The organism is Microbacterium sp. ProA8 (genome assembly GCF_039905635.1).
In the GTDB taxonomy this organism is placed as follows: domain Bacteria; phylum Actinomycetota; class Actinomycetes; order Actinomycetales; family Microbacteriaceae; genus Microbacterium; species Microbacterium chionoecetis.
In genome coordinates, this window is record NZ_CP157000.1 from 765,161 (window position 1) to 785,278 (window position 20,118).

Below are 20,118 nucleotides of genomic sequence, written 5' to 3' on the forward strand. Positions count from 1 at the left end.
GCAGGCTGAGGCCATGAAGATCGACATCGTGGAGCACGAACCGCCCTACCGCGTCGGCGTCATCGTCGGCAGTCTGTCACGCGAATCCATCAACCGGCGTCTGGCCACGGCGCTGCAGCGCCTTGCGCCACCCGAGCTCGAGTTCTTCGAGATCGGCTACGGCGATCTGCCGCTGTACAACCGCGACCTCGACAGCGACTACCCGCAGGAGGCGCTGGACTTCAAGGCGGCGGTGCGCTCAGCCGACGCGCTGCTGTTCGTGACGCCGGAGTACAACCGCTCGCTGCCCGGTCCGCTGAAGAACGCCATCGACTGGGGGAGCCGCCCCTGGGGTCAGAACGCGTGGTCCGACAAGCCGACCGCCGTGATCGGCGCGTCGGCCGGTCAGATCGGCACGGCCGTCGGCCAGCAGTCGCTGCGGAGCACGCTGAGCTTCCTCAATGCGCGGCAGATGACGAGCCCCGAGGCGTACATCCACTTCACGTCCGGGTTGGTCGAAGACAGCGGCGAGGTCACCGTGCCGGAGACCGAGGAGTTCCTCCGCACGTTCATGGTGAAGTTCCTCGAGTACACCGCGCGGGTGCTCACCGTGATCCCGCAGGCCTGACAGCCGCTGATCTACGGCAGCCCGCGGCATCCGTCCCTCGCCGCCGCCATTCGCCGAGAACAGGTGTTCTGGCGAGTGCAGGGCCGTCTGTCGCAACCGCGCCTGTGTACACCCGAACACCTGTTCCGGGCGAAAAGCGGCTCACCCGCTCAGGCGCCTGCGCCCGCGTCCGTGCCTGCGCCCGCGCCCGCGTCCGCCTCCGCGGTGCCGGGTTCGGGATCGTGCGCCCAGCCCGGGGCGAGCGCCTTCACACGTGCCGCGCGCCACTGCCAGATGCCCCACAGCACCGGCCACAGCAGCGGCGCGGTCGGGCCGCCGATGACCAGGCGGTCGCGCCACAGCGTCTTGCCGGGCTGCCCCGGCGCCGGTGACACGGCCATCTGGTGATCCCACACGTCGAGGCTCGCGAGCGGACCGGTCAGCGGGATCCCGCTGTCGCGGAAGACCCGCACGCGCCCGCCCGGCTCATCGACCGACCGCTCGCTGACGTGGATCAGCTGCCGCCCCATCGGCACCGAGCCGAACGCCGACAGCTGCACGGGCACGTCGTCGCCGGGAGTCCACGACGTCGGCAGGCCGCGGGGGACGAGCGGCGCGAGATCCATCACCGGCCCGTAGAGCTCGGCCACTGCACGCGGCGAGTGCACCGCCCGCCACGCGGCGTCGGGGTCGCAGTCGATCACGAACTTCAGCAGGATCCGCATGCTCCAGTGTCGCATCAGCCTCGGCGACGGTCACCGGCTCGGCGCAGCTTCCAGGGCCGGGCGCGGATCGCGGATGCCGCGGCCTACGCTGGACGGATGCCCGAGAGTCCCTTCGACCAGCGCCGCTATCAGGTCCGCCACGACTGGGGAGTCGAGGGCCTCCGGCGCCTCGCACCCGCCGATGTCGTCGTGATCGTCGACGTGCTGCGCTTCTCGACGACGGTGACGGATGCCGTCGCCCGGGGCGAGAGCGTGCCGCTCGACGCCTCGGCGCACGCGGTGTCCCTCAACGGCGCGGCGCTGGCGGATGCGGCCCGCGAATCCGGCGCGGTGGTGCTGCTCGGCTGCCTCCGCAACGCCTCGGCCGTGGCCGGTGCGGTGCTCGACCTCCAGCACCGGCGTGTCGCGCGGACGAGCATCGCGGTGATCGCCGCCGGCGAGCTGGCCGGTCGCGAGACCGGCGCGTCGCTGAGGTTCGCCGTCGAGGACCAGCTCGGTGCCGGCGCGGTCGTCGACGCCCTCGGCGCGCTCGGCATCGACCACACCTCGCCTGAAGCGGCCGCCGCGGGCGAGGCGTTCCGCGGGCTGCGCGGCGCCGTGCGCCACCTGCTCACCGCGAGCGGCTCGGGCCAGGAGCTGCTCGACCGCGGGTCGCGCGACGAGGTGCTGAACGCCGCTGCGGTGGATGCGGCATCCGTCGTACCCGTTCTCCGCGACGATTCGTTCGTCGCCTACTGAGGGCGACGCTACGGGCCGGACCGCGGGCGCAGGGCGCGGGCTCAGTCGCGCGGGGTCATCGCGGCGAGGCGCGTCGCGCGGGTGATCTCGCGCCGGGTCCAGGTGAACGCGTGGCGCTCGTCGAACCCCGGTGCGCACTTGGCGCACGACGTCGGCCTCGTCGCCTTGCGGTGCCGGTAGGCGACGTGCCCGGCGGGGCACACGCCGATCCACGGCGCGAGCTCGGTCGCCGTCTCGCCGTGGTGGGTCGTGCCGCCGACATAGCCGAGCTCCCGCGCGACCTCTTTCCAGCGCGGCCCGTGCCCGGCGCGCGGACCCGCCAGCGCGTGGGCCACCTCGTGCAGCAGCGTCTGGTGGTTGGTGTCGTCGTCGTACCGCGCCGCGAGGTAGCGCGACACGCTGATGCGCTTGTGCGTGTAGTCGCACAGCCCCGCACGACGCTTGGCGTTGTCGAACGCGAAGGTCCACGACGGATCGAGGTGGGCGGCGATGAGGGCGTCGGCCCAATGCCGCACGCGATGCAGTTCCGACATGACGCGAGACTAGAACATAACTCCGACACTCAGACCGACGGCATCCACCCTCAGCTGGCGACGGTGGCGGCGGTACGGCGCCGGTCGGCGGCGTCGATCGCGAGGAGCACGGACTCGAGCTGGTCCTGGGTGGCGCCGGACTCCTGACGCAGGAACAGTGCGCGCTTGAAGTCCTTGCGGGCGGCGTCGTAGTCGCCGGCGTCGAAGTGGACCTTGCCCCGATGCTGGTGCGCGAAGGCGGCGATGCCGGCCCATCCCTGTCCTTCGGCCTCGGCGGCGCAGGTCGTGAGCTCCTGCTCGGCGGCGGCGTAGGCGCCCCGCGCCTGCAGGACGGTGGCGTGCAGGATGCGGGCTCGGAGCAGGTCCTTGCGGGTGCCCGCCATGCGCGCGACGCGGACCGACTGCTCGGAGACCACCAGGGCGTCCTCGGGGCGGTCGAGCACCTTCAGCAGCCAGACGCGCTCCAGCAGCGCCGGTAGGCTGCGCTGCTCGCCGATCTCTTCGAGCCGCTCTCTGCACTCGCTGGGATTCACCCGTTCGCGGAGGGTATCGGGATCGTACCCGCTGATGTAGCTCACGTCTGACTCCCTTCGCCGAACCGGTGGCCCATCCAGTGTGCCTGGCAGGCTCGCGCTCGGCGGCGTGCCACGCCGGATCGCGTCAGCGTGAGAACACGGATGCCGAGGGCTTCGGCGACGGCGTGGCATCGGCGTCGGTGGCGACCCGCGCACCGCGCGCGAAGTCGTCGAGCTCGCGGCCCTCCGCGACCTTCGCCGGGTGAGGCCCGGCCGCCATGAGCCGCGGCAGCCACTCGGTCGGAAGCGGCGCCGGCGAGGCGGCGATCACGAGGTTGCCGAAGCGTCGCCCCTTGAGGGTCTGCACCTCGGCGAGCACGATGACGTGCTCGAGCACGGCCTGCACGGTCGCGACCTCGCGGCGGGCGAACGCGAGCCCCGCGCCGTCGGCGACGTTGACGAGCAGCACGCCGTCGGGGGCGAGGAAGCGGGCGGCCTCGGTGAAGAACTCGACGGTGGTGAGGTGCGCGGGCGTCTGCGCGCCGGAGTACACGTCCGACACGATGAGGTCGGCGGCGCCGACGAGTCCGGCGGGAAGGCGCCCGAGGGCTGCGCGCGCGTCGCCGATCCGCATGCGGATGGACGCGCCGCGGGGCAGCGGCAGGTTCTCGCGCACGAGGTCCCACAGCGCCGGCTCGAGCTCGACCACCTGCTGCCGGGAGCCCGGCCGCGTCGCCTCGACGTAGCGGGGGATCGTGAGGGCGCCGGCGCCCAGGTGGATGGCGGTGAGCGGCTGCCCCGGCATCCGCAGCCGGTCGATCACCGCTCCCATGCGCGCGATGTACTCGAAGTGCAGATGGGTCGGATCGTCGAGGTCGACGTGCGACTGCGGGGTGCCGTCGACGTCGAGCTCCCACCCGCCGCCGAACTGCGAGCGCACCACGCGGGCGAGGGTGCCGTCCGAGAGGCGCACGGAGGGGACGGATGCCTCTTCCCGCGCGCGTGCCATGGCTCCACGGTATCGGCGCCCGGCCCGCGCGTCCCGCTCAGGTGTCACGATCGGTGGGTTCCGCGGCGAGGTTGCGGCGTGTCGCGGCACCTGAAGCGTGCCCGGGCCTGTTCGGGTGTCACGAATGGCCGGCTCCCGCGCAGCGTTGCGGCGTGTCGTGACACCTCAACTCGCGCGCCGGAGCGGGCGCCGGGTGTTTGACACTTCTGCGCGACACCACCGCGGGTCGCTGCACATAACGCTGAGGGTGCGGCATCCGTCACCGCCGAAACCGAATCGAGACACAGGTGTAACCGACGAGGACGTCCGGCCCGGGTAGCGTCGGAGCATCACACCCCGCTGAGGGCTGCGCGCACCTCTGCTCCACGACGATGTGCAGCGGAGCCCACACGACATGGAAGGTGCACAGCACATGCTCCACACTGCGAGAAGGCGCTGGCTGACCGCCGCCGCCACGGTCGCCGTCGGTGCGGTCGTCCTGACCGCCTGCGCGAGCCAGCGCGAGGACGGCGGCGGCGACGACAACGCCTCGGGCGACGTCGACACGACGTTCGTGTTCGGCGCGTCCGGCGACCCGGCCAGCCTCGACCCCGCCTTCGCGAGCGACGGCGAGACGTTCCGCGTCGCGCGCCAGATGTTCGAGGGCCTCGTCGGCACCGAGCCCGGCACCGCCGACCCGGCCCCGCTCCTCGCGAAGAGCTGGGAGCAGCCCGACGACACGACCTACGTCTTCACGCTCGAAGAGGACGTGAAGTTCCACGACGGCACGGACTTCAACGCCGAGGCGGTCTGCTTCAACTTCGACCGCCAGAACGCCTTCACCGGCGTCGCGGCCTCGCAGAGCATGGCGTACTACTGGGGCGTCATCATGCGCGGCTTCGGCGAGGAGTCGATCTACGAGGGCTGCACGGCCGACGACGACTACCAGGTCACGATCACGCTGAGGCAGCCGTTCGCCGGCTTCATCCCCGCGCTCTCGCTGCCCTCGTTCTCCATCCAGAGCCCGGCCGCACTCGAGGAGTACGGCGCCGACGAGATCGGCGGCACCGAGGAGGCGCCCGTCCAGAGCGAGTACGGCCAGGGACACCCCACCGGCACCGGCCCGTTCGTGTTCGAGTCGATCTCACCCGGCGAGCAGACGGTGCTCACTGCGAACCCCGACTACTGGGGCGAGCAGGGCGTCGTCGAAGAGGTCATCTTCCGCGTCATCGGCGACACGACGGCTCGCCGTCAGGCGCTCGAGGCCGGCAGCATCGACGGCTACGACCTCGTCGCGCCCGCCGACCTGCAGTCGCTGGAGGACGCGGGCTTCTCGCTCGTCAACCGCGACCCGTTCAACGTGCTGTACCTCGGCATGAACCAGGCCGCACCCGGCCTGTCGGACCCGAAGGTGCGCCAGGCGATCGCCCACGCGGTCGACAAGGACGCGCTCATCACGCAGGTGCTCCCCGAGGGCACCGTCGCGGCGACGCAGTTCATGCCCGAGGCCGTCATCGGCTGGAACGAGGACGTCACGCAGTACGAGTACGACCCCGAGGCCGCCCAGGCGCTCCTGGCCGAGGCCGGCTACTCGGAGGCGAACCCGCTGACGATCACGTTCAACTACCCCGTGAACATCTCGCGGCCGTACATGCCCAACCCCGAGCAGATCTTCACCAACCTGCAGAGCCAGCTCGAGGCTGTCGGCATCGTGCTCAACCCGGTGACGAACGAGTGGGTCGAGTACCTCGACCTCATCCAGGGCGGCACGGAGCACGGCATCCACCTGCTCGGCTGGACCGGCGACTACAACGACCCCGACAACTTCGTGGGCACGTTCTTCGGTCTGCCGACCAACGAGTGGGGCTTCGACAACGCCGAGCTGTTCCAGGCGCTGACCGAGGCACGTGGTCTCGCGACCGAGGAGGAGCAGGAGTCCGCCTACGCCGCGATCAACGAGCAGATCATGGAGTTCCTGCCGGGCGTGCCCCTCGCGCACCCGGTGCCGACCCTCGCGTTCGACGCGCGTGTCACGTCCTACCCGGCCAGCCCGGTGCAGGACGAGGTGTACAACCTGGTGGAACTCAGCGAGTGACGCCGTGACCGGATGCCCCGCCCCGGCGACGCCCGCCGGGACGGGGCATCCGGTTCCCCCCGTCTGCTCGCCCGCGACCGTCGGTCGCCGTTCCCCGGAGATTCCCACGTGCTACGCACCATCGGCAGGCGCCTCCTCCTGCTCGTCCCGACCCTGTTCGGGCTGACCCTTCTGCTGTTCTTCTGGGTGCGCGCCCTGCCCGGTGGGCCCGCCGTCGCCCTCCTCGGCGAACGCGCGACGCCGGAGCGCGTCGCCGAGATCAACGAGCTGTACGGCTTCAACGAGCCGCTGATCGCCCAGTACTTCACCTGGCTCGGGCAGCTGCTGCAGGGAAACTTCGGCGTCTCGATCCAGACCCAGCGGCCCGTGACGGAGGAGTTCCTCCGCCGCTTCCCCGCGACGCTCGAGCTGACCTTCTTCGCGATCATCCTCGCCGTGGGCCTCGGCATCACGATCGGCTACTGGGCCGCACGCCGGCAGGGCAAGCCCGCCGATCACTTCGCCGTCTTCGCCAGCCTCATCGGCATCACGATCCCGGTGTTCTTCCTCGGCGTGATCCTCAAGTGGATCTTCGCGGTCCAGCTCGGATGGCTCCCGTCGGACGGTCGCCAGGATCCTCGGCTGGACGCCACCCACTACACGAACTTCTATGTCTTCGACGGCATCATCACGGGGGAATGGGATGCCGCGTGGGACGCATTCCTGCACCTCGTCCTCCCCGGCATCGCGCTGGCGACGATCCCCCTCGCGATCATCACGCGCATCACCCGCGCCTCGGTGCTGGAGGTCCAGAACTCGGACTACGTGCGGACCGGCATGGCGAAGGGCATCTCGCGCGGCACCATCCGGGGCCGGTTCATCCTGCGCAACTCCCTGCTGCCGGTCGTGACGACCATCGGCCTCCAGTTCGGTCTGCTGCTGTCGGGCGCGATCCTCACCGAGTCGGTGTTCGCGTACCCCGGCATCGGATCCTTCCTGTCGCGCGCGATCTTCACGCGCGACTACCCGGTGCTGCAGGGGTTCATCCTCTTCATCGCCGTCATCTACGCGCTCATCAACCTCGCGGTGGACGTGTCGTACAGCTTCATCGACCCGAGAGTGCGGGTGCAGTGATGGCGCCGGCACAGCTCATCAGCGACAGCCTCGGAGGTGCGGCATGACATCCGCGATGCTTCCCCCCGCCCCGAGCGGCGGACCCGTCGACGACACGGCCATCGAAGACAGGGAGCTGCTCGCCGCGAAGACCCGCGGCGGGGGCTTCTGGCGCGACGTCTTCCGGCGACTGCGCCGCAACCCGAGTGCCTGGGTCGGCGCCGTCATCATCGCGATCTTCGTGCTCGTCGCGATCTTCGCCCCGTGGCTGGCGCCCTACGGCCCCGAGGAGCTGCCGGGTCAGAAGTACATCACCCCGGGGCACATCCCCGGCCCGGGCGAGATCCCCGGCTTCCCCCTGGGTCTCGACCGCTTCGGCGGCGACATGCTCTCCAAGCTCATCTGGGGTGCGCGTGCATCCCTCGTCATCGGCATCGTGTCGACGCTCGTCGGTCTCGTCGGCGGCATGATCCTCGGACTGGTCGCCGCCACCTTCGGCGGCTGGGTCGACACGGCGATCATGCGCTTCGTCGACATCCTCCTGTCGGTGCCGTCGCTGCTGCTCGCGGTCTCGATCGCGGCGCTCATGGGCCAGACACCGCTCGCGATCATGATCGCCATCGGTGCGGCGCAGGTGCCGATCTTCGCGCGCCTGCTGCGCGCGTCGATGCTCCAGCAGAGATCGAGCGACTACGTGCTGTCGGCGGCGACGCTCGGCCTCGGCCGCGGGCGCATCACCATGAGCCACGTGCTCCCGAACGCCGTCGGCCCCGTCATCGTGCAGGCGACGCTGTCACTTGCGACGGCCGTCATCGAAGCCGCGGGCCTGTCATACCTCGGCCTCGGCGGCGGCGTGCCGCAGACCGCCGAATGGGGCCGCATGCTCACCTACGCGCAGCTGGAGCTGTCCGTCAATCCGTGGATCGCGATCCTCCCGGGCATCTGCATCACCATCACGGCGCTGGGCTTCACGCTGCTGGGCGAAGCCCTGCGCGAGGCGATGGACCCACGCACCCGCGCCCGCTGACCCTTCGGCCAGGCTCAGGGACCGGCGCACCCGGTCGCTGAGCCTGTCGAAACGCGCGGTCAGACGGCGATGTCGAGCTCGTTGCCGGGGATCGACGCCAGCAGGCGCCGCGTGTACGGGTCGCGGGCGTTGGTGAAGATCTCCTCGGAGGATGCCGCCTCCACGAGCTGCCCGTCCTTCATGACGCAGACGTAGTCGCTGATGAGGCGCACCACCGCGAGGTCGTGCGAGATGAAGAGGTAGCTCAGGCCGTACTCGCGCTGCAGGTCGCGCAGGAGCGTCAGCACCTGATCCTGCACCAGCACGTCGAGCGCCGACACCGGCTCGTCGCACACGATGAGGTCGGGTGAGAGCGCGAGGGCGCGCGCGATCGCGACGCGCTGGCGCTGACCGCCCGACAGCTCCGAGGGGTAGCGGCGCAGCATCGACTCCGGCAGCGCCACGTCGTCGAGCAGCTGGCGCACGCGCGCCGCGCGCTCCTTGGACGATCCGCGCTTGTAGAAGTCGAGCGGCTCGGAGATGATCCGCTCGATCGAGAACATGGGGTTCAGCGAGGAGTACGGGTCCTGGAAGATGGGCTGGACGCGCTGGCGGAACTGCTTGAGGTCCGCACCCTTGAGGGCCGCGACATCCTGCCCGTCGAAGCGGATGGACCCGCTCGTGGGCTCGTACACCCGGAGCATCATGCGCGCCGTGGTGGTCTTGCCCGATCCCGACTCGCCGACGATCGCGACCGTCTCACCGCGCGGGATGGCGAACGACACGTCCTGCACGGCGGCGAAGTCCTCCTTGCTGCCGCGCACCTTGAAGATCTTGGTCAGGCCCTCGACCTCCACGATGTGGTCGGGAGCGGATGCCTCGGCCTCAGGCCCTTCCGCAGCGGCGGTGTCACCCGGGCGCTCGGACGGCGTCGGTTCGACGATCTGCGCGGCGGGGGCGATGTCGGGCTGCGCCGTCGCCGGCGCTCCGGGACGGAAGACCTCGGGGCGCAGCCGCACCGCCGCGACCGACGGCGCCGCCTTCACCAGGGCCTGCGTGTACGGATGCTGCGGGTCCTCGAGGATCTGCCGCGCCGGCCCCTGCTCGACGATGCGTCCGCGGTTCATCACCACGACGCGCGACGCGCGCTCGGCGGCGAGCCCGAGGTCGTGCGTGATGAGCATGACCGCGGTGCCGCGCTCGCTCGTCATGCGGTCGAGCTGATCGAGGATGGTCTTCTGCACCGTCACGTCGAGGGCGCTCGTGGGCTCGTCGGCGATGAGCAGCTTCGGGTCGCACGCGAGCCCGATCGCGATGAGCGCGCGCTGGCGCATGCCGCCCGAGAACTCGTGCGGGTACTGCTTGGCCCGCTCCTCGGCGTTCGGAAGGCCCGCGGCGGCGAGGGTCTCGACGACCTTGCGGTCGACATCCCTGCGGGTGGCGAGGCCGTGCGCGAGGAGCGTCTCGGCGATCTGCGTGCCGATCTTGGCGACCGGGTTGAGGTTCGACATCGGGTCCTGCGGGACGAGGCCGATGGAGCGGCCGCGGATCGTGCGCAGCACGCTCTCCGGCGCGCCGACCAGGTCCTCGCCCTCGAACAGGATGCTGCCCCGGGTGACCTTGCCGTTGCCGGGCAGCAGCCCGATCACGGCCATCGCGGTGGTCGACTTGCCCGAGCCGGACTCGCCCACGATCGCCAGCGTCTCGCCTGCGACGAGGTCGAGGTCGACCGCTTCGACGGCGTGCACCGGACCGTCGATGGTCTGGAACTCGACGGCGACGTCTCGCACCTGAAGCAGCGGCGCCCCGGCCGCGGGACGTTCATGGGTTCGGGCCATGGGCTCCATCCTGCCTCGCGCCGTCTTCCGGCGCACCCGTCCCCGCCCAGCCTTTACTCATCCGTAACGCGTGGACGGGCGCGCGCCGGGCGTAGCGTGGGATCCGTGACGGCGATCGACCTCAACGCGGACCTCGGCGAGACCGTCGACGGGATGCCGACGGCCGACGACGAGGCGATGTTCGCGGTGATCTCGAGCGCGAGCATCGCGTGCGGCGGGCACGCGGGCGACGCGGCGTCGATGCGCGAAGCCGTGGACCGGGCCGAGCGATTCGGTGTCGCCATGGGTGCCCATCCGTCCTATCCCGATCGCGGGAGCTTCGGTCGGGTGGCGGTCGTGATGGAGGCGCCCGCTCTGGCCGAGACCGTCGGGCAGCAGCTCGACCGGCTTCATCTCGCGGGCGCCGACGTGCGCTACGTCAAGCCGCACGGCGCGCTCTACCACGCGGTGATCAGCGACCGGGAGCAGGCGGATGCCGTCGCCCGCGCCGTCGCCGGATTCTCGGAGAAGCTCGGCCGACCGTTGCCGATGCTGGGCCTTCCCGGCGAGATCGCGGCGGCGGCGGCATCCGTCGGTCTGCCGTTCGTGCACGAGGCGTTCCTGGACCGCGGCTACCTGCCCGACGGCTCGCTCGTGCCGCGCGGCCGGCCCGAGGCGCTGCTCGACGACCCGCAGCTCGTCGCCGCGCGAGCGGTGCGGCTCGCGCGAGAGGGTGTCGTCGAGGCGATCGACGGGACGCTCCTGCCGGCCGATGCCGCCTCGCTGTGCGTGCACGGCGACTCGCCCGCGGCCGTGGCGATGGCCCGCGCGGTGCGCGCGGCTCTCGACGACGCCCAGGTCGAGGTGCGGGCGCCGTGGTGAGCGTGCGGCGCCCGCTCCGTGGCGCGGGGAGCACGAGGCGGGCAGCGTGGTGAGTCCGCGCGTGCGGCCGATGGGGGAGCGGGCGTTCCTCCTCGAGGTCGGGGCGCTCGGTGAGGTGCTGCCGCTGCACGCCGCGCTCGCAGCCACCCGGCCCGACGGTGTGGTCGACATCGTCCCCGCGGCGCGGACCGTGCTGGTGCGCGTCGACACCCGGCGACTGCCGCTGGCCGCCGCCCGCGCGTGGGCCCTCGGCGCCGCGGAAGGCGCCGAGCCTGGGGGCGGTGACGCCGGCGCACTGGTCGAGCTCGACATCGCGTACGACGGAGCGGATCTCGCCGAGACCGCCGACCTGCTCGGCACCAGCGCCGAAGAGCTGGTGCGACGTCACGTCGTGGCGGAGTGGCGCGTGGCCTTCACCGGCTTCGCACCGGGCTTCGGTTACCTCGTGAGCGACGACTGGCCCTTCGACGTCCCTCGCCTGGACTCGCCCCGCACCCGCGTGCCGGCGGGCGCGGTGGGACTGGCCGGCGGCTTCTCGGGCGCCTACCCGCGCGAGACCCCGGGCGGCTGGCGGCTCATCGGCACGACCGCCGCGCGGCTGTTCGATCCGGATGCCGCGTCCCCGGCGCTGCTCGCACCCGGCACGCGCGTCCGCTTCCGTCCTGTGGCCGCGCGGCCGTCGGGCGATGTCGCCGGGGGAGGTGCGACGGCGCCGGACACCGGTGCGCCGGCGACGGCGGTCGACCTCGAGAGCGGGGCGGAACCGGCCCGCGGCATCCGCATCGTCGAACCGGGGCTCCTCGCCACGCTGCAGGATCTGGGGCGCGAGGGCGCGGCATCCGTCGGCGTCGCCGTGTCCGGGGCCCTCGACCGCGGCGCCCTGCGCACGGCGAACCGCCTGCTCGGCAACCCCGAGGGCGCGGCCGCCATCGAGGTGACGATGGGAGGCCTCCGGGCCGTCGCGCAGGACGACCTGTGGGTCGCGGTGACGGGTGCGTGGGGCGCGGTGCGCATCGACGGCCGCGACGCCGACCCCTATGCGGCGCACGCGTGGCCCGCGGGCGCCGAGCTGCAGCTGGACTGGTTCGCCCACGGCGCCCGCGCCTACGTCGCCGTGCGCGGCGGGCTCGACGGACCCCCGGCTCTCGGGTCGCGGGCGACCGACCTGCTCGCCGGCCTCGGACCGGCGGCGCTGCGCGCGGGCGACGTCGTCGGCATCCGCGACGACGTGGTCGAGCCGATCCCGGTCGCGCCGCCCGCGGCGTGGGGTGCGCCGCACGACGAGGAGCTCGAGCTCGAACTCGCCCCCGGACCGCGCGCCGACTGGTTCACACCGGCGGCGCTGACGACGCTGTACGACACCGTGTGGACCGTCTCGAACCATGCCGATCGTGTCGGCGCCCGACTCGAGGGGCCCTCCCTCACCCGTTCGCGCGACGGCGAGCTCGCCAGCGAGGGCATGGTCCCGGGCGCCCTGCAGGTGCCGCCCAGCGGCCGGCCCACGATCCTCCTCGCCGATGGACCGGTGACGGGCGGCTACCCCGTGATCGCGGTGGTGACGGATGCCGGGCTCGACCTGGTCGCGCAGGCCAGGCCGGGCACCCGCATCCGCTTCCGGCACGCCCGCGCGTCGGCGTGACGGCGCCCGGCACTCACTTCCCGCCGGCCTCCAGCAGGTCGGCCGTCGCGCGCAGGATCGCGACGATCGCCGCCGTGCGCAGCTCGCCGGGTGCGCGGTGGCCGTTCGTCTCCACCGCGACGGATGCCGCTGCGGGCAGCGCGTCGTGCACCGAGGTCAGCAGGCCCCGCGCACTGAGCTCGCCCGTCGCCGAGAGCATCGGCCGCTGTTCGTAGGTGTCGTCGATGATGTCGAACACCGCGCGGACGAAGTCGCCGTTGGTGAGCGCCGGCGTCTTCGCCAGGACGGTGAGGGCGGCGGACGTGAACACCCCGTGCCCGTTGGTCTCGAGCGCCACCTGATCGGGCTGGCAGGCGCTGAACAGCACCTCGCGACCGTCCACCCGCTGCGCGCGCTGCACCGCGGCACGGTTGGTCTCGACCTTGACGACCTCCTTCCAGGCCTCCAGGCGGAACTCGTCCTTCGGCGACGCCGCACGCTCCTTCCGGAACGCCGCCTCCTCGTCGGCATCGAGCACGGTCATGCGCGGTGTGGCGCCTGCCGGGATCGTGCGCGACTCGAACTCCTTCGGAGTGATCTGGCGGTTCGCCGAGCCGGAGTGGCACGAATCGAAGAAGAGGGTCACCGCGACGCCGTCGGGTATCGCGTCCCAGATGGCGCCGAGGTCGTCGTCGATGATGAGCTGGCCGTCACGGAAGTCGATCGGGCAGAGGGCCTCGTCCTTGGGCCCGAACTCGTCGGTCTCGTCGCCGTCCAGGTCGGGGGCGAAGGTGCCGTGACCGGCGAACTGGATCGCGACGATGTCGCCGTCCCGCGCCGACGAGACCTTGTCGAGCATCGCCCGCAGGATCCCGTCGCGGGTGGCATCGGCGTTGTGGATCGACTCCACTTTGAAGCCCGCGTCCCCCAGCGCGTCCGCCCAGGACGTGGCGTCTGCGACGCAGCCGCTCAGCGGGTCCCTCGGGTAGGCGTCGATGCCGATGCACAGCGCCAGCTTCCGAGGCGCCGCGCCGCGGGCCGCGGTCGGCTCGGGGCGCGGCGGCGGCGTGAACTCGCCGACCTCCCGCGTCCGTGACGGGAACACGGCGACGTGATCCGGCTCGTCGCTGTCGGGCACGCCGACGACCCGTCGCGCCAGGCTCATCATCGTCTGCTCGTCGTTGTCGAAGGCGCCGTGCGACGTCGCCTGCGTGCTGCTGAGGCGGCCGCGGGCGACGGGCCCGAGCACCAGCCGCTCCGAGGCGTCGTCGAGGTAGGCCATGATCCGCCCCGAGCGACGCAGGTGCTCCTCGAGGCCGAGGATCTCGGCATCCTTCTCGGCCTCGAACGCCCGGGAGACCAGGTACAGGAGCGATTTGCGGTACACCCCCGCCGTGTTGTCGCGCTTCTCCTGATCCTCGTTCATCGTGAAGATCGACAGGTTCTCGATCCGGCCGGTCTCGGCGAGCGGCAGCAGCGTCGCCTCGAAGGTGTCGACCCGCACCGCCGGCGCGAGGAAGGTCACGCTCTTCACGCTCTCGAGCTTGTCGTCGCCCTCGAAGAGCCGCGGCACGAAGTGCGAGTGGTAGATCGACCCGGCGCTGTGGCCCGCGATGTGCAGCTCGATCGCACCCGAGTTGGCCGCCATGTACGAGCGCAGTGCGGACGCCAGCACGAATGCGCCGCCGGGCGCGCCTTTCCCCACGGGGGGAAGGCAGGCGCCGGCCGAGTCGAGCTTCATGTCGTCCCAGAACTTGCGCCCGCCGAGCACCCGTGCGGCGGCCTCCACGGCGAGGTCGGTCACATCGGTGAAGCCGCGCTTGCCCGGCTTCGCGCGCAGGACGTCTTCGAGCGTGGTCTTGAACCCGCTCTCCCACACGAGATGGATGGGGTAGACGCCGTTCTTCTTCCACCATGCGACCTGGCGCTGCGCGGTCTGCAGCCCTGCGGCCTTGTCGGTGAGCCCGCCGTGCGCCCAGATCAGCACGGGCACCGGCGGTGGCACCTCGCCGGCGGGCGTCTTCTTGGCCTGCTGCGCGACGAAGGCGGCGAGATCGCCGTCGATCATGCGCTTCACATCGTCGGCGCTCGTGAGGAAGTCCTCGACGGTGCGTGGCTTGGCGCTCGCCGTCGGCGCGAGCCTGCCGTCGGCGGTGTGGACGACGTGCTTGCGCAGCGCGGTCAGCTCTGCCGGGCTGAGCGTCGCGCCGCGGGTGGTGGTGTCGGGCATGGTGTCACGGTCCTGTCTGCTGGTTCTGGCTGTCGTGATGGCGGTCTGCCGATGGTGGATGGAGGTCTCAGGAGTCGTCCCCGGCCGCAGGCGTGCCCGCGACGAGCTTGGCGCGGGGGTCGGCGAACACCGTGAAGGCCAGCGAGGTGAGGTCGCCGGCCTCCCGCGCCACCCGCCGCGCCGTGAGCACCGCCTCGCCGACGCTCGCGTGGTCGCCGAGGAGCTTCTCGTAGAAGGTGCGCACGAACGCCGACGTGACGTCGTCGCGCACCGCCCAGGAGCATCCGATGAACACGCCCACCCCGCCACGGAGGAAGACCTCGGCGAACCCGCCCAGGCCCGTCGCGCCGGAGCGGAGCCGACCGACGTCGCACGCGCTCAGGAACACGAACGGCGCGGACGCCCTCGCCGGAGGCCCCTCGAGCTCGGGAAGGTCGCGGCGCGCATCGGAGTCGGTGTACGAGCCGGAGCCGTCGTCGTGGTCCTCCGAGAACGTGGCGAAGGCGATCTCCTGCCCGAGGGGGTCGGCGTCGCGCCATCGGCCGTGACCGGCGAAGTGGAGTAGGTCGAAGCCGTCGGCGATCGCGTGACGGAGTTCGACGGGGTCGGCCGCCGAACGAGGACTCCGTGCCAGGAGCTGGCCGAGCGTCGTGACCTCCTCGCGGGCGCGGGGGAGCTCGTACTTCGGATTGACGTAGTCGGGCGCGATCGCGATGACGCGGCTCGCGTCGATGGGGATGACGGTCGGCCGCACCGTGCCGTACATCCACCGCGTGAGCCCGAGGTCGCCGAGGAAGAAGCGCTCCTTGTCGGGTCGCTGGGTGCCGACGGGTACGAGGTGCACCATCTCCCAGGGGATGTCGAGCTCTCCCGACGTCTGCAGCACGAGGTGCGATATGCGGCGGCGCCTGTTCCAGAGCAGCTTGTTGACCTCGTCCCCCAGCAGCTCCCGGGCGATTCGCGCGCCGAGGCTGCGCACTTCGCGGCGGACGGTGTCGGCCGCCTCCTCCGCCTCCTGCGGATCGTCCTGGACGGTCTTCAGATACAGCGACCGGATCCGGGCGAGCTCGGCGTAGATGCCCTGGATGTACTCGGCCTTCCTCTCGAGACGCACCGAGTTCTTGACGACCGTGCCGCCGACCTTCGCCGTGATGAGCAGATCGGAGGCGCCGCCGGCGATGGACTCGTCGATCACGAGCGTCGGGAGGTCCGCGATGCTCCGCGGCGGTGCGGCGACGGATGCCGCGACGACGCGTGGATCGCCGGGGTCGGGACCACCGGGGTCGGCGTCGGGCGGGAGGACCGGCGTGCTCAGTGCGAGCACGGCGAGCGGCGCCACGACGGGCGGCTGGGTGAAGGTGACGGTGATATGGCCGCGCCCCGGTTCTTCGGGGCGGAGGCGGAAGACCAGGCGCCGGGTCTCGTCCGGCGTGGCAGGCAGTGTCGTGGTGACCACCGGCAGCGTGCCGTCTGCGAACGCGAGGCCGCGCAGCTGGATGCCCACCTCGATCTCGCGGGCGGGGTCGAAGTGGGCGGTGGCCTTCTGACGCGCCGTGCCGCCGGTCGGGACGAGGTCTTTCCGCGACAGCCGCACGACGGCGTCGAACTCGACGCCGGCGACGAGGCGAGCGGGGATCTCGGCGTCGACGAACGCCGGTACGGGCGATGCGCCGTCGAGCCCACCTGCCGGGGCTCCCGGGGCCGGGGCGGCGCCTGCGGGCGGGGTCGCGGCTGCGGGCGGGGCGGCGGGGCCCGGCGCCGGTGAGGCCGCCGGGGGCGGGGCCGGGGGAGCGAGCCCGGGAGAGCGTCCGCCCACGCCCCCACCGCCGAGGACGACGTCGGGCGGGGGAGGCGGTGGCGGCGGCGGTGGCGGCGCGGCTTCCGCGGCCGACTCGGGGCCGCCGCCCATGCCCATGCCGCCGGCGGCGACCGTCGCCTCGAGCCACAGCATCCCGGTCTCGAAGTCGCTCGCGACCACCGTCAGATGCAGCACCTCGCCGGGCGCCACGGCGATGTCGGCCGCATAAAGGTCGTCGTCTTGCCGCTCCAGGTGAATGATCTCGGCGGAGTCGTCGCGCGCGACGATCGCGGCGTAGTGGAAATCGTCGGTCCCACGCACGACCAAGGTCGCGGTGCCGCCGGCGCGGCCGCGGATCATGACGTCGGCCAGCAGCGCGACGCCGTGCTCGTTGGGGCCGGCATCCTCGGCGGCGTGATCGATGCGCACCTCGAAGGCGTCGGCGTCTCCGTCGACGTCGACCATGCCGTGTGGCATGTCCGGAACGCGAGCCATCTCGACCCCCTCGCACCGATGCCCGCTTCCCCAGGGGCACCGTCACCTTCGAATTCGAGGAGCGCAGTCCGAGGCACAGCATACGAGCAGGCTCCTCACCGCACCAGAGTCCGGTGCGCGACCTGCTGATACGCGCTGAGGAAGGATGCTGCACCTCCTCGGGTATCCGTGCCTACCAGGCGCGGAACGAGTCGGCGACGGTCTCCCACTCGTGCTCGGGAAGCGCGAGCTGCACGGCCTCGGCGACCGTCAGCTCGGCGCCCGCGAGCTGACCCGCCTCGACGCTCGCCGCATCGTGGCCGCGCACGATCTCGAGGTGCGGCGTGTGGACCGTGAAGGCCTCGACGTCGAAGATGCCGATGCGCCGACGGATCTCGCCGGCGGCGACCGCCAGTGCCGCCGCCCGCCAGGCCTCGCCGTGCGCGGCTGCCACGGCGCAGACGCCCTCGAGTCCATACGCGATGCCCTCCTCGTAGTGCAGCCCGATCGACAGCATCAGGGTGTGGACGAACTCGCGCTCGGCCTCCTCGATGCGGCCCAGCTGGAAGTTCAGCCGTGCACGGAGGTTGCCGGCGACGGACGTGGTGAACAGGTCGTCCCGCGACTCGGCGACCGAGGTGGCGCGGTCGAAGTGCGCGAGGGCGTCGTCGGTGGCGCCCCTCACCCAGGCCAGTCGCCCGAGCGAGACCTCGGTGATGGCCTCCGCCCACGTGTTGCCGCGCGCGCTCAGCGTGACGACCGCCTCGCGCAGCTCCGCCTCCGCCCGGTCGGTGTCGAGGATGGAGAACTGCACGCGCGCGGTCGCACGCGCGGCGAGCGCCATCGCCGCGGCATCCTCGTCGCCGCTCTCGGTGAACAGCCGCACGCACTCGCCGAGCCCGGCGACCACCTGCTCGCTGGGGCGCTGCCACATCTCGCCCCAGAGGGCGAAGAACCATGCGATCGCCCGGGTGTGCGGCGTGATGGGCTGGTCGTGCTGCTTCTCGAGGAGCTCCAGCATCCACAGGCGCACCTCGGCGAAGAATCCGGAGATCCACCAGTAGATGAGGAGGCTCCACGCGAAGTCGCCGGCGTCGTCCAGGCGGTTCGTATGGACGAGGTGGCGCACGGCGGCGCGCAGATTCGGAAGCTCCAGGCCCAGCCGCACCACCGCGTCCGCCTGCCCGCTGCCGCCGAGGCCCGGTGCGATGCGCTGCACGAGCGCGCGGTAGTAGTCGGCGTGCGCGCGTCGCACCCGCACGGCGTCGCCCCGCTCCTTCAGGCGCCCCAGCGCGTACTCGCGCACCAGGGAGAGGAGCGAGAACACGCGCCGCCCGCCGACCTCGCTCTGCTTCACCAGCGAGCCGTCGATCAGAGCGGTCAGGGCGTCGATGGCGTGTTCGCCCCACGGGCGTCCCTCACCGAGCGCCTCGACGGCGTCGAGCGTGAACCTCGTGGCGAACACGCCGAGGTCCTCGAGCAGCTCGCGTTGCGAGTCGGGGAGCAGGCTCACGCTCCAGTCGATCGTCGCGCGCATCGTGCGGTGCCGTTCGGGAAGGTCGCGCACGGCGGCTGTCAGCAGCGGCAGGCTCCGCTCCAGGCGCTCGGCGATACCTGCGGGGCTGAGGATGCGCACCTTGGCCGCCGCAAGCTCGATCGCCAGCGGCAGACCCTCGAGCCGGCGGCAGATGTCGGCCAGGTCGCCGGCGTTCTCGCTGCTGACGTCGAAGTCGGCGTCGATCGCCCGCGCCCGGTCGACGAACAGCGTCACGGCAGCGGAGCGCGTCGCCCGATCGAGGCTCGCCGGTCCATCGCCGGCCGGCGTCGACAGCGGCGACACCTCGAATACGCGCTCGCCGCGGATGCGCAGCACGATGCGGCTCGTCACCAGGAACGTCGCCGTCGGCGCGACCGTATACAGCCGCACGAGAACGGGCGCGGCATCCACGATCTGCTCGAAGTTGTCGAGCACGATGAGCACCCGGCGATCGGCGAGGGCATGGGCGATGCGCTCCTCCAACGCGGCTTCGCCGTTGTCGCGGATGCCGAGGTAGTAGGCGATCGTCGGCAGCAGCAGTCCGGGCTCGAGCACGCCCTCGAGGAGCACGAAGTACACCCCGTCGGGGAACATGTCGCCGCACGCCAGCGCCGTCTCGATCGCGAGCCGGCTCTTGCCGATGCCGCCGGGGCCGATGAGGCTCACCACGCGGTCGGTGCCGCGTGCCAGGAGCGTCCTGACGGCGTCGATGTCGGCCTCGCGGCCGATCGTCGGCGTGTAGGGGACCGGCACCCGGCCGATCAGGGAGGGCATCGCCGGCTCCGGATCGGATGCCGCCGGCGCCCGCGATTCGTCGAAGCGTTCGGCGAGGAGCATGGCGAGGTCGCCGGCGACCTGGTCTTCGAGGTCGGCGGCGGAGCGGAAGTGGAGGTAGGCGGCGGTGTCGTCGGCCTGGATGCGGGCGATGAGCTGGGTGAGGCGCTCGTCGCGGGCGTCGGTGTCCTTGACGTAGATGAGCTTGGGCATCTCACGGGGTGCGAGGTTGTATTCGTCCTCGAGGCCGGAGATCTCCTCTCCGGGGGCGACCCATCCGTAGCTGGCGCCGTAGATGCCGATGAAGATGTCGCTCTGCGCAAGGTATGACCGGTAGAGGTCCCGCGGCGGGTGCGGGCGGGCGCCCAGCTCGAACATCACGGGCGCGAGCCGCAGGCGCTCGATGGCCGACCTCACCGCTTCACGTTCGTCCCCGAGCTCGCGCAGGGTCGAGCTCACGAACACCCGGATCCGCTGGTCGGGTGTGCGGATCACGGGGGATCGTCCCCCAGTCATGTGGACATCATGGACCCGCGAGGCCTGTTCCCGCCAGGTTTCCGTGCATCGGTGCATCGGAGCGGCCCGTCCTCGCCCGCCGAGCGTCCTTCCGTTGGGCTTCCGTCAGGAGTATGGTGCGGCGATGACGGCGCAGATGGGGACGCCGTCCGTCCGATCCGGGGGCTTCGGGCGTCATCCATGGGGAGGGGAAT

General features: G+C 71.8%; 15 protein-coding genes. 7 read left to right on the forward strand and 8 right to left on the reverse strand.

Going from position 1 to position 20,118, the window contains the following annotated elements:
• Window positions 1–13 precede the first annotated feature (13 nt).
• Window positions 14–607: an NADPH-dependent FMN reductase gene (locus tag ABG085_RS03335; protein ID WP_347978026.1), complete on the forward strand. Its 594-nt coding sequence runs from the start codon at window positions 14–16 to the stop codon at window positions 605–607.
• Between the two features lie 149 nt (window positions 608–756).
• On the opposite strand, the gene ABG085_RS03340 is transcribed toward ABG085_RS03335, so the two are convergent.
• On the reverse strand, window positions 757–1,326 hold the full coding sequence (locus ABG085_RS03340) for a hypothetical protein (protein ID WP_347978027.1): 570 nt from the start codon (window positions 1,324–1,326) through the stop codon (window positions 757–759).
• 81 nt (window positions 1,327–1,407) lie between these two features.
• On the opposite strand from ABG085_RS03340, the gene ABG085_RS03345 reads away from it, so the two are divergent.
• The gene (locus ABG085_RS03345; protein WP_347978028.1) at window positions 1,408–2,049 is read left to right on the forward strand and encodes a 2-phosphosulfolactate phosphatase; all 642 of its coding nucleotides are present in this window, start codon (window positions 1,408–1,410) and stop codon (window positions 2,047–2,049) included.
• Window positions 2,050–2,090: 41 nt separating this feature from the next.
• Here ABG085_RS03345 and ABG085_RS03350 read toward each other — a convergent pair whose 3' ends face one another.
• The 3 genes from ABG085_RS03350 to ABG085_RS03360 form a co-directional block, all read right to left on the reverse strand.
• Complete coding sequence (locus ABG085_RS03350; protein WP_163618815.1) at window positions 2,091–2,582, reverse strand: SprT-like domain-containing protein; 492 nt, start codon at window positions 2,580–2,582, stop codon at window positions 2,091–2,093.
• Window positions 2,583–2,632: 50 nt separating this feature from the next.
• A complete protein-coding gene (locus tag ABG085_RS03355) occupies window positions 2,633–3,160 on the reverse strand; it encodes a tetratricopeptide repeat protein (protein ID WP_347978029.1) in 528 nt (175 codons plus the stop codon).
• Between the two features lie 82 nt (window positions 3,161–3,242).
• Window positions 3,243–4,106, reverse strand: coding sequence for a fused MFS/spermidine synthase (locus tag ABG085_RS03360; RefSeq protein WP_347978030.1), 864 nt, complete (start codon window positions 4,104–4,106; stop codon window positions 3,243–3,245).
• Window positions 4,107–4,518: 412 nt separating this feature from the next.
• Between ABG085_RS03360 and ABG085_RS03365 the strand changes: the two genes are divergently transcribed.
• From ABG085_RS03365 to ABG085_RS03375, 3 genes are all read left to right on the forward strand, one after another.
• A complete protein-coding gene (locus tag ABG085_RS03365; RefSeq protein WP_347978031.1) occupies window positions 4,519–6,180 on the forward strand; it encodes an ABC transporter substrate-binding protein in 1,662 nt (553 codons plus the stop codon).
• Between the two features lie 108 nt (window positions 6,181–6,288).
• The gene (locus ABG085_RS03370; protein WP_347978032.1) at window positions 6,289–7,293 is read left to right on the forward strand and encodes an ABC transporter permease; all 1,005 of its coding nucleotides are present in this window, start codon (window positions 6,289–6,291) and stop codon (window positions 7,291–7,293) included.
• A gap of 43 nt (window positions 7,294–7,336) precedes the next feature.
• Window positions 7,337–8,299, forward strand: coding sequence for an ABC transporter permease (locus ABG085_RS03375; protein ID WP_347978033.1), 963 nt, complete (start codon window positions 7,337–7,339; stop codon window positions 8,297–8,299).
• 59 nt (window positions 8,300–8,358) lie between these two features.
• Here the strand turns inward: ABG085_RS03375 and ABG085_RS03380 are convergent, their stop codons facing one another.
• Window positions 8,359–10,116, reverse strand: coding sequence for an ABC transporter ATP-binding protein (locus tag ABG085_RS03380; RefSeq protein ID WP_347978034.1), 1,758 nt, complete (start codon window positions 10,114–10,116; stop codon window positions 8,359–8,361).
• A gap of 105 nt (window positions 10,117–10,221) precedes the next feature.
• Here ABG085_RS03380 and ABG085_RS03385 point away from each other — a divergent pair, with 105 nt between their 5' ends.
• A complete protein-coding gene (locus tag ABG085_RS03385; protein WP_347978035.1) occupies window positions 10,222–10,977 on the forward strand; it encodes a 5-oxoprolinase subunit PxpA in 756 nt (251 codons plus the stop codon).
• A 46-nt stretch (window positions 10,978–11,023) separates the two neighbouring features.
• Entirely contained in the window at window positions 11,024–12,616 is a 1,593-nt protein-coding gene (locus ABG085_RS03390) for an urea amidolyase family protein (protein ID WP_347978036.1), read from the forward strand.
• Window positions 12,617–12,629: 13 nt separating this feature from the next.
• On the opposite strand, the gene ABG085_RS03395 is transcribed toward ABG085_RS03390, so the two are convergent.
• From ABG085_RS03395 to ABG085_RS03405, 3 genes are all read right to left on the reverse strand, one after another.
• Window positions 12,630–14,825 (reverse strand): caspase family protein, encoded by a 2,196-nt coding sequence (locus ABG085_RS03395; RefSeq protein WP_347978037.1) that lies wholly within the window; start codon window positions 14,823–14,825, stop codon window positions 12,630–12,632.
• A gap of 67 nt (window positions 14,826–14,892) precedes the next feature.
• Window positions 14,893–17,118, reverse strand: a complete 2,226-nt coding sequence (locus tag ABG085_RS03400; RefSeq protein WP_347978038.1) for a CHAT domain-containing protein — start codon at window positions 17,116–17,118, stop codon at window positions 14,893–14,895.
• Between the two features lie 172 nt (window positions 17,119–17,290).
• On the reverse strand, window positions 17,291–19,903 hold the full coding sequence (locus ABG085_RS03405) for a DUF4062 domain-containing protein (protein WP_347978039.1): 2,613 nt from the start codon (window positions 19,901–19,903) through the stop codon (window positions 17,291–17,293).
• Between the last annotated feature and the right edge of the window lie 215 nt (window positions 19,904–20,118).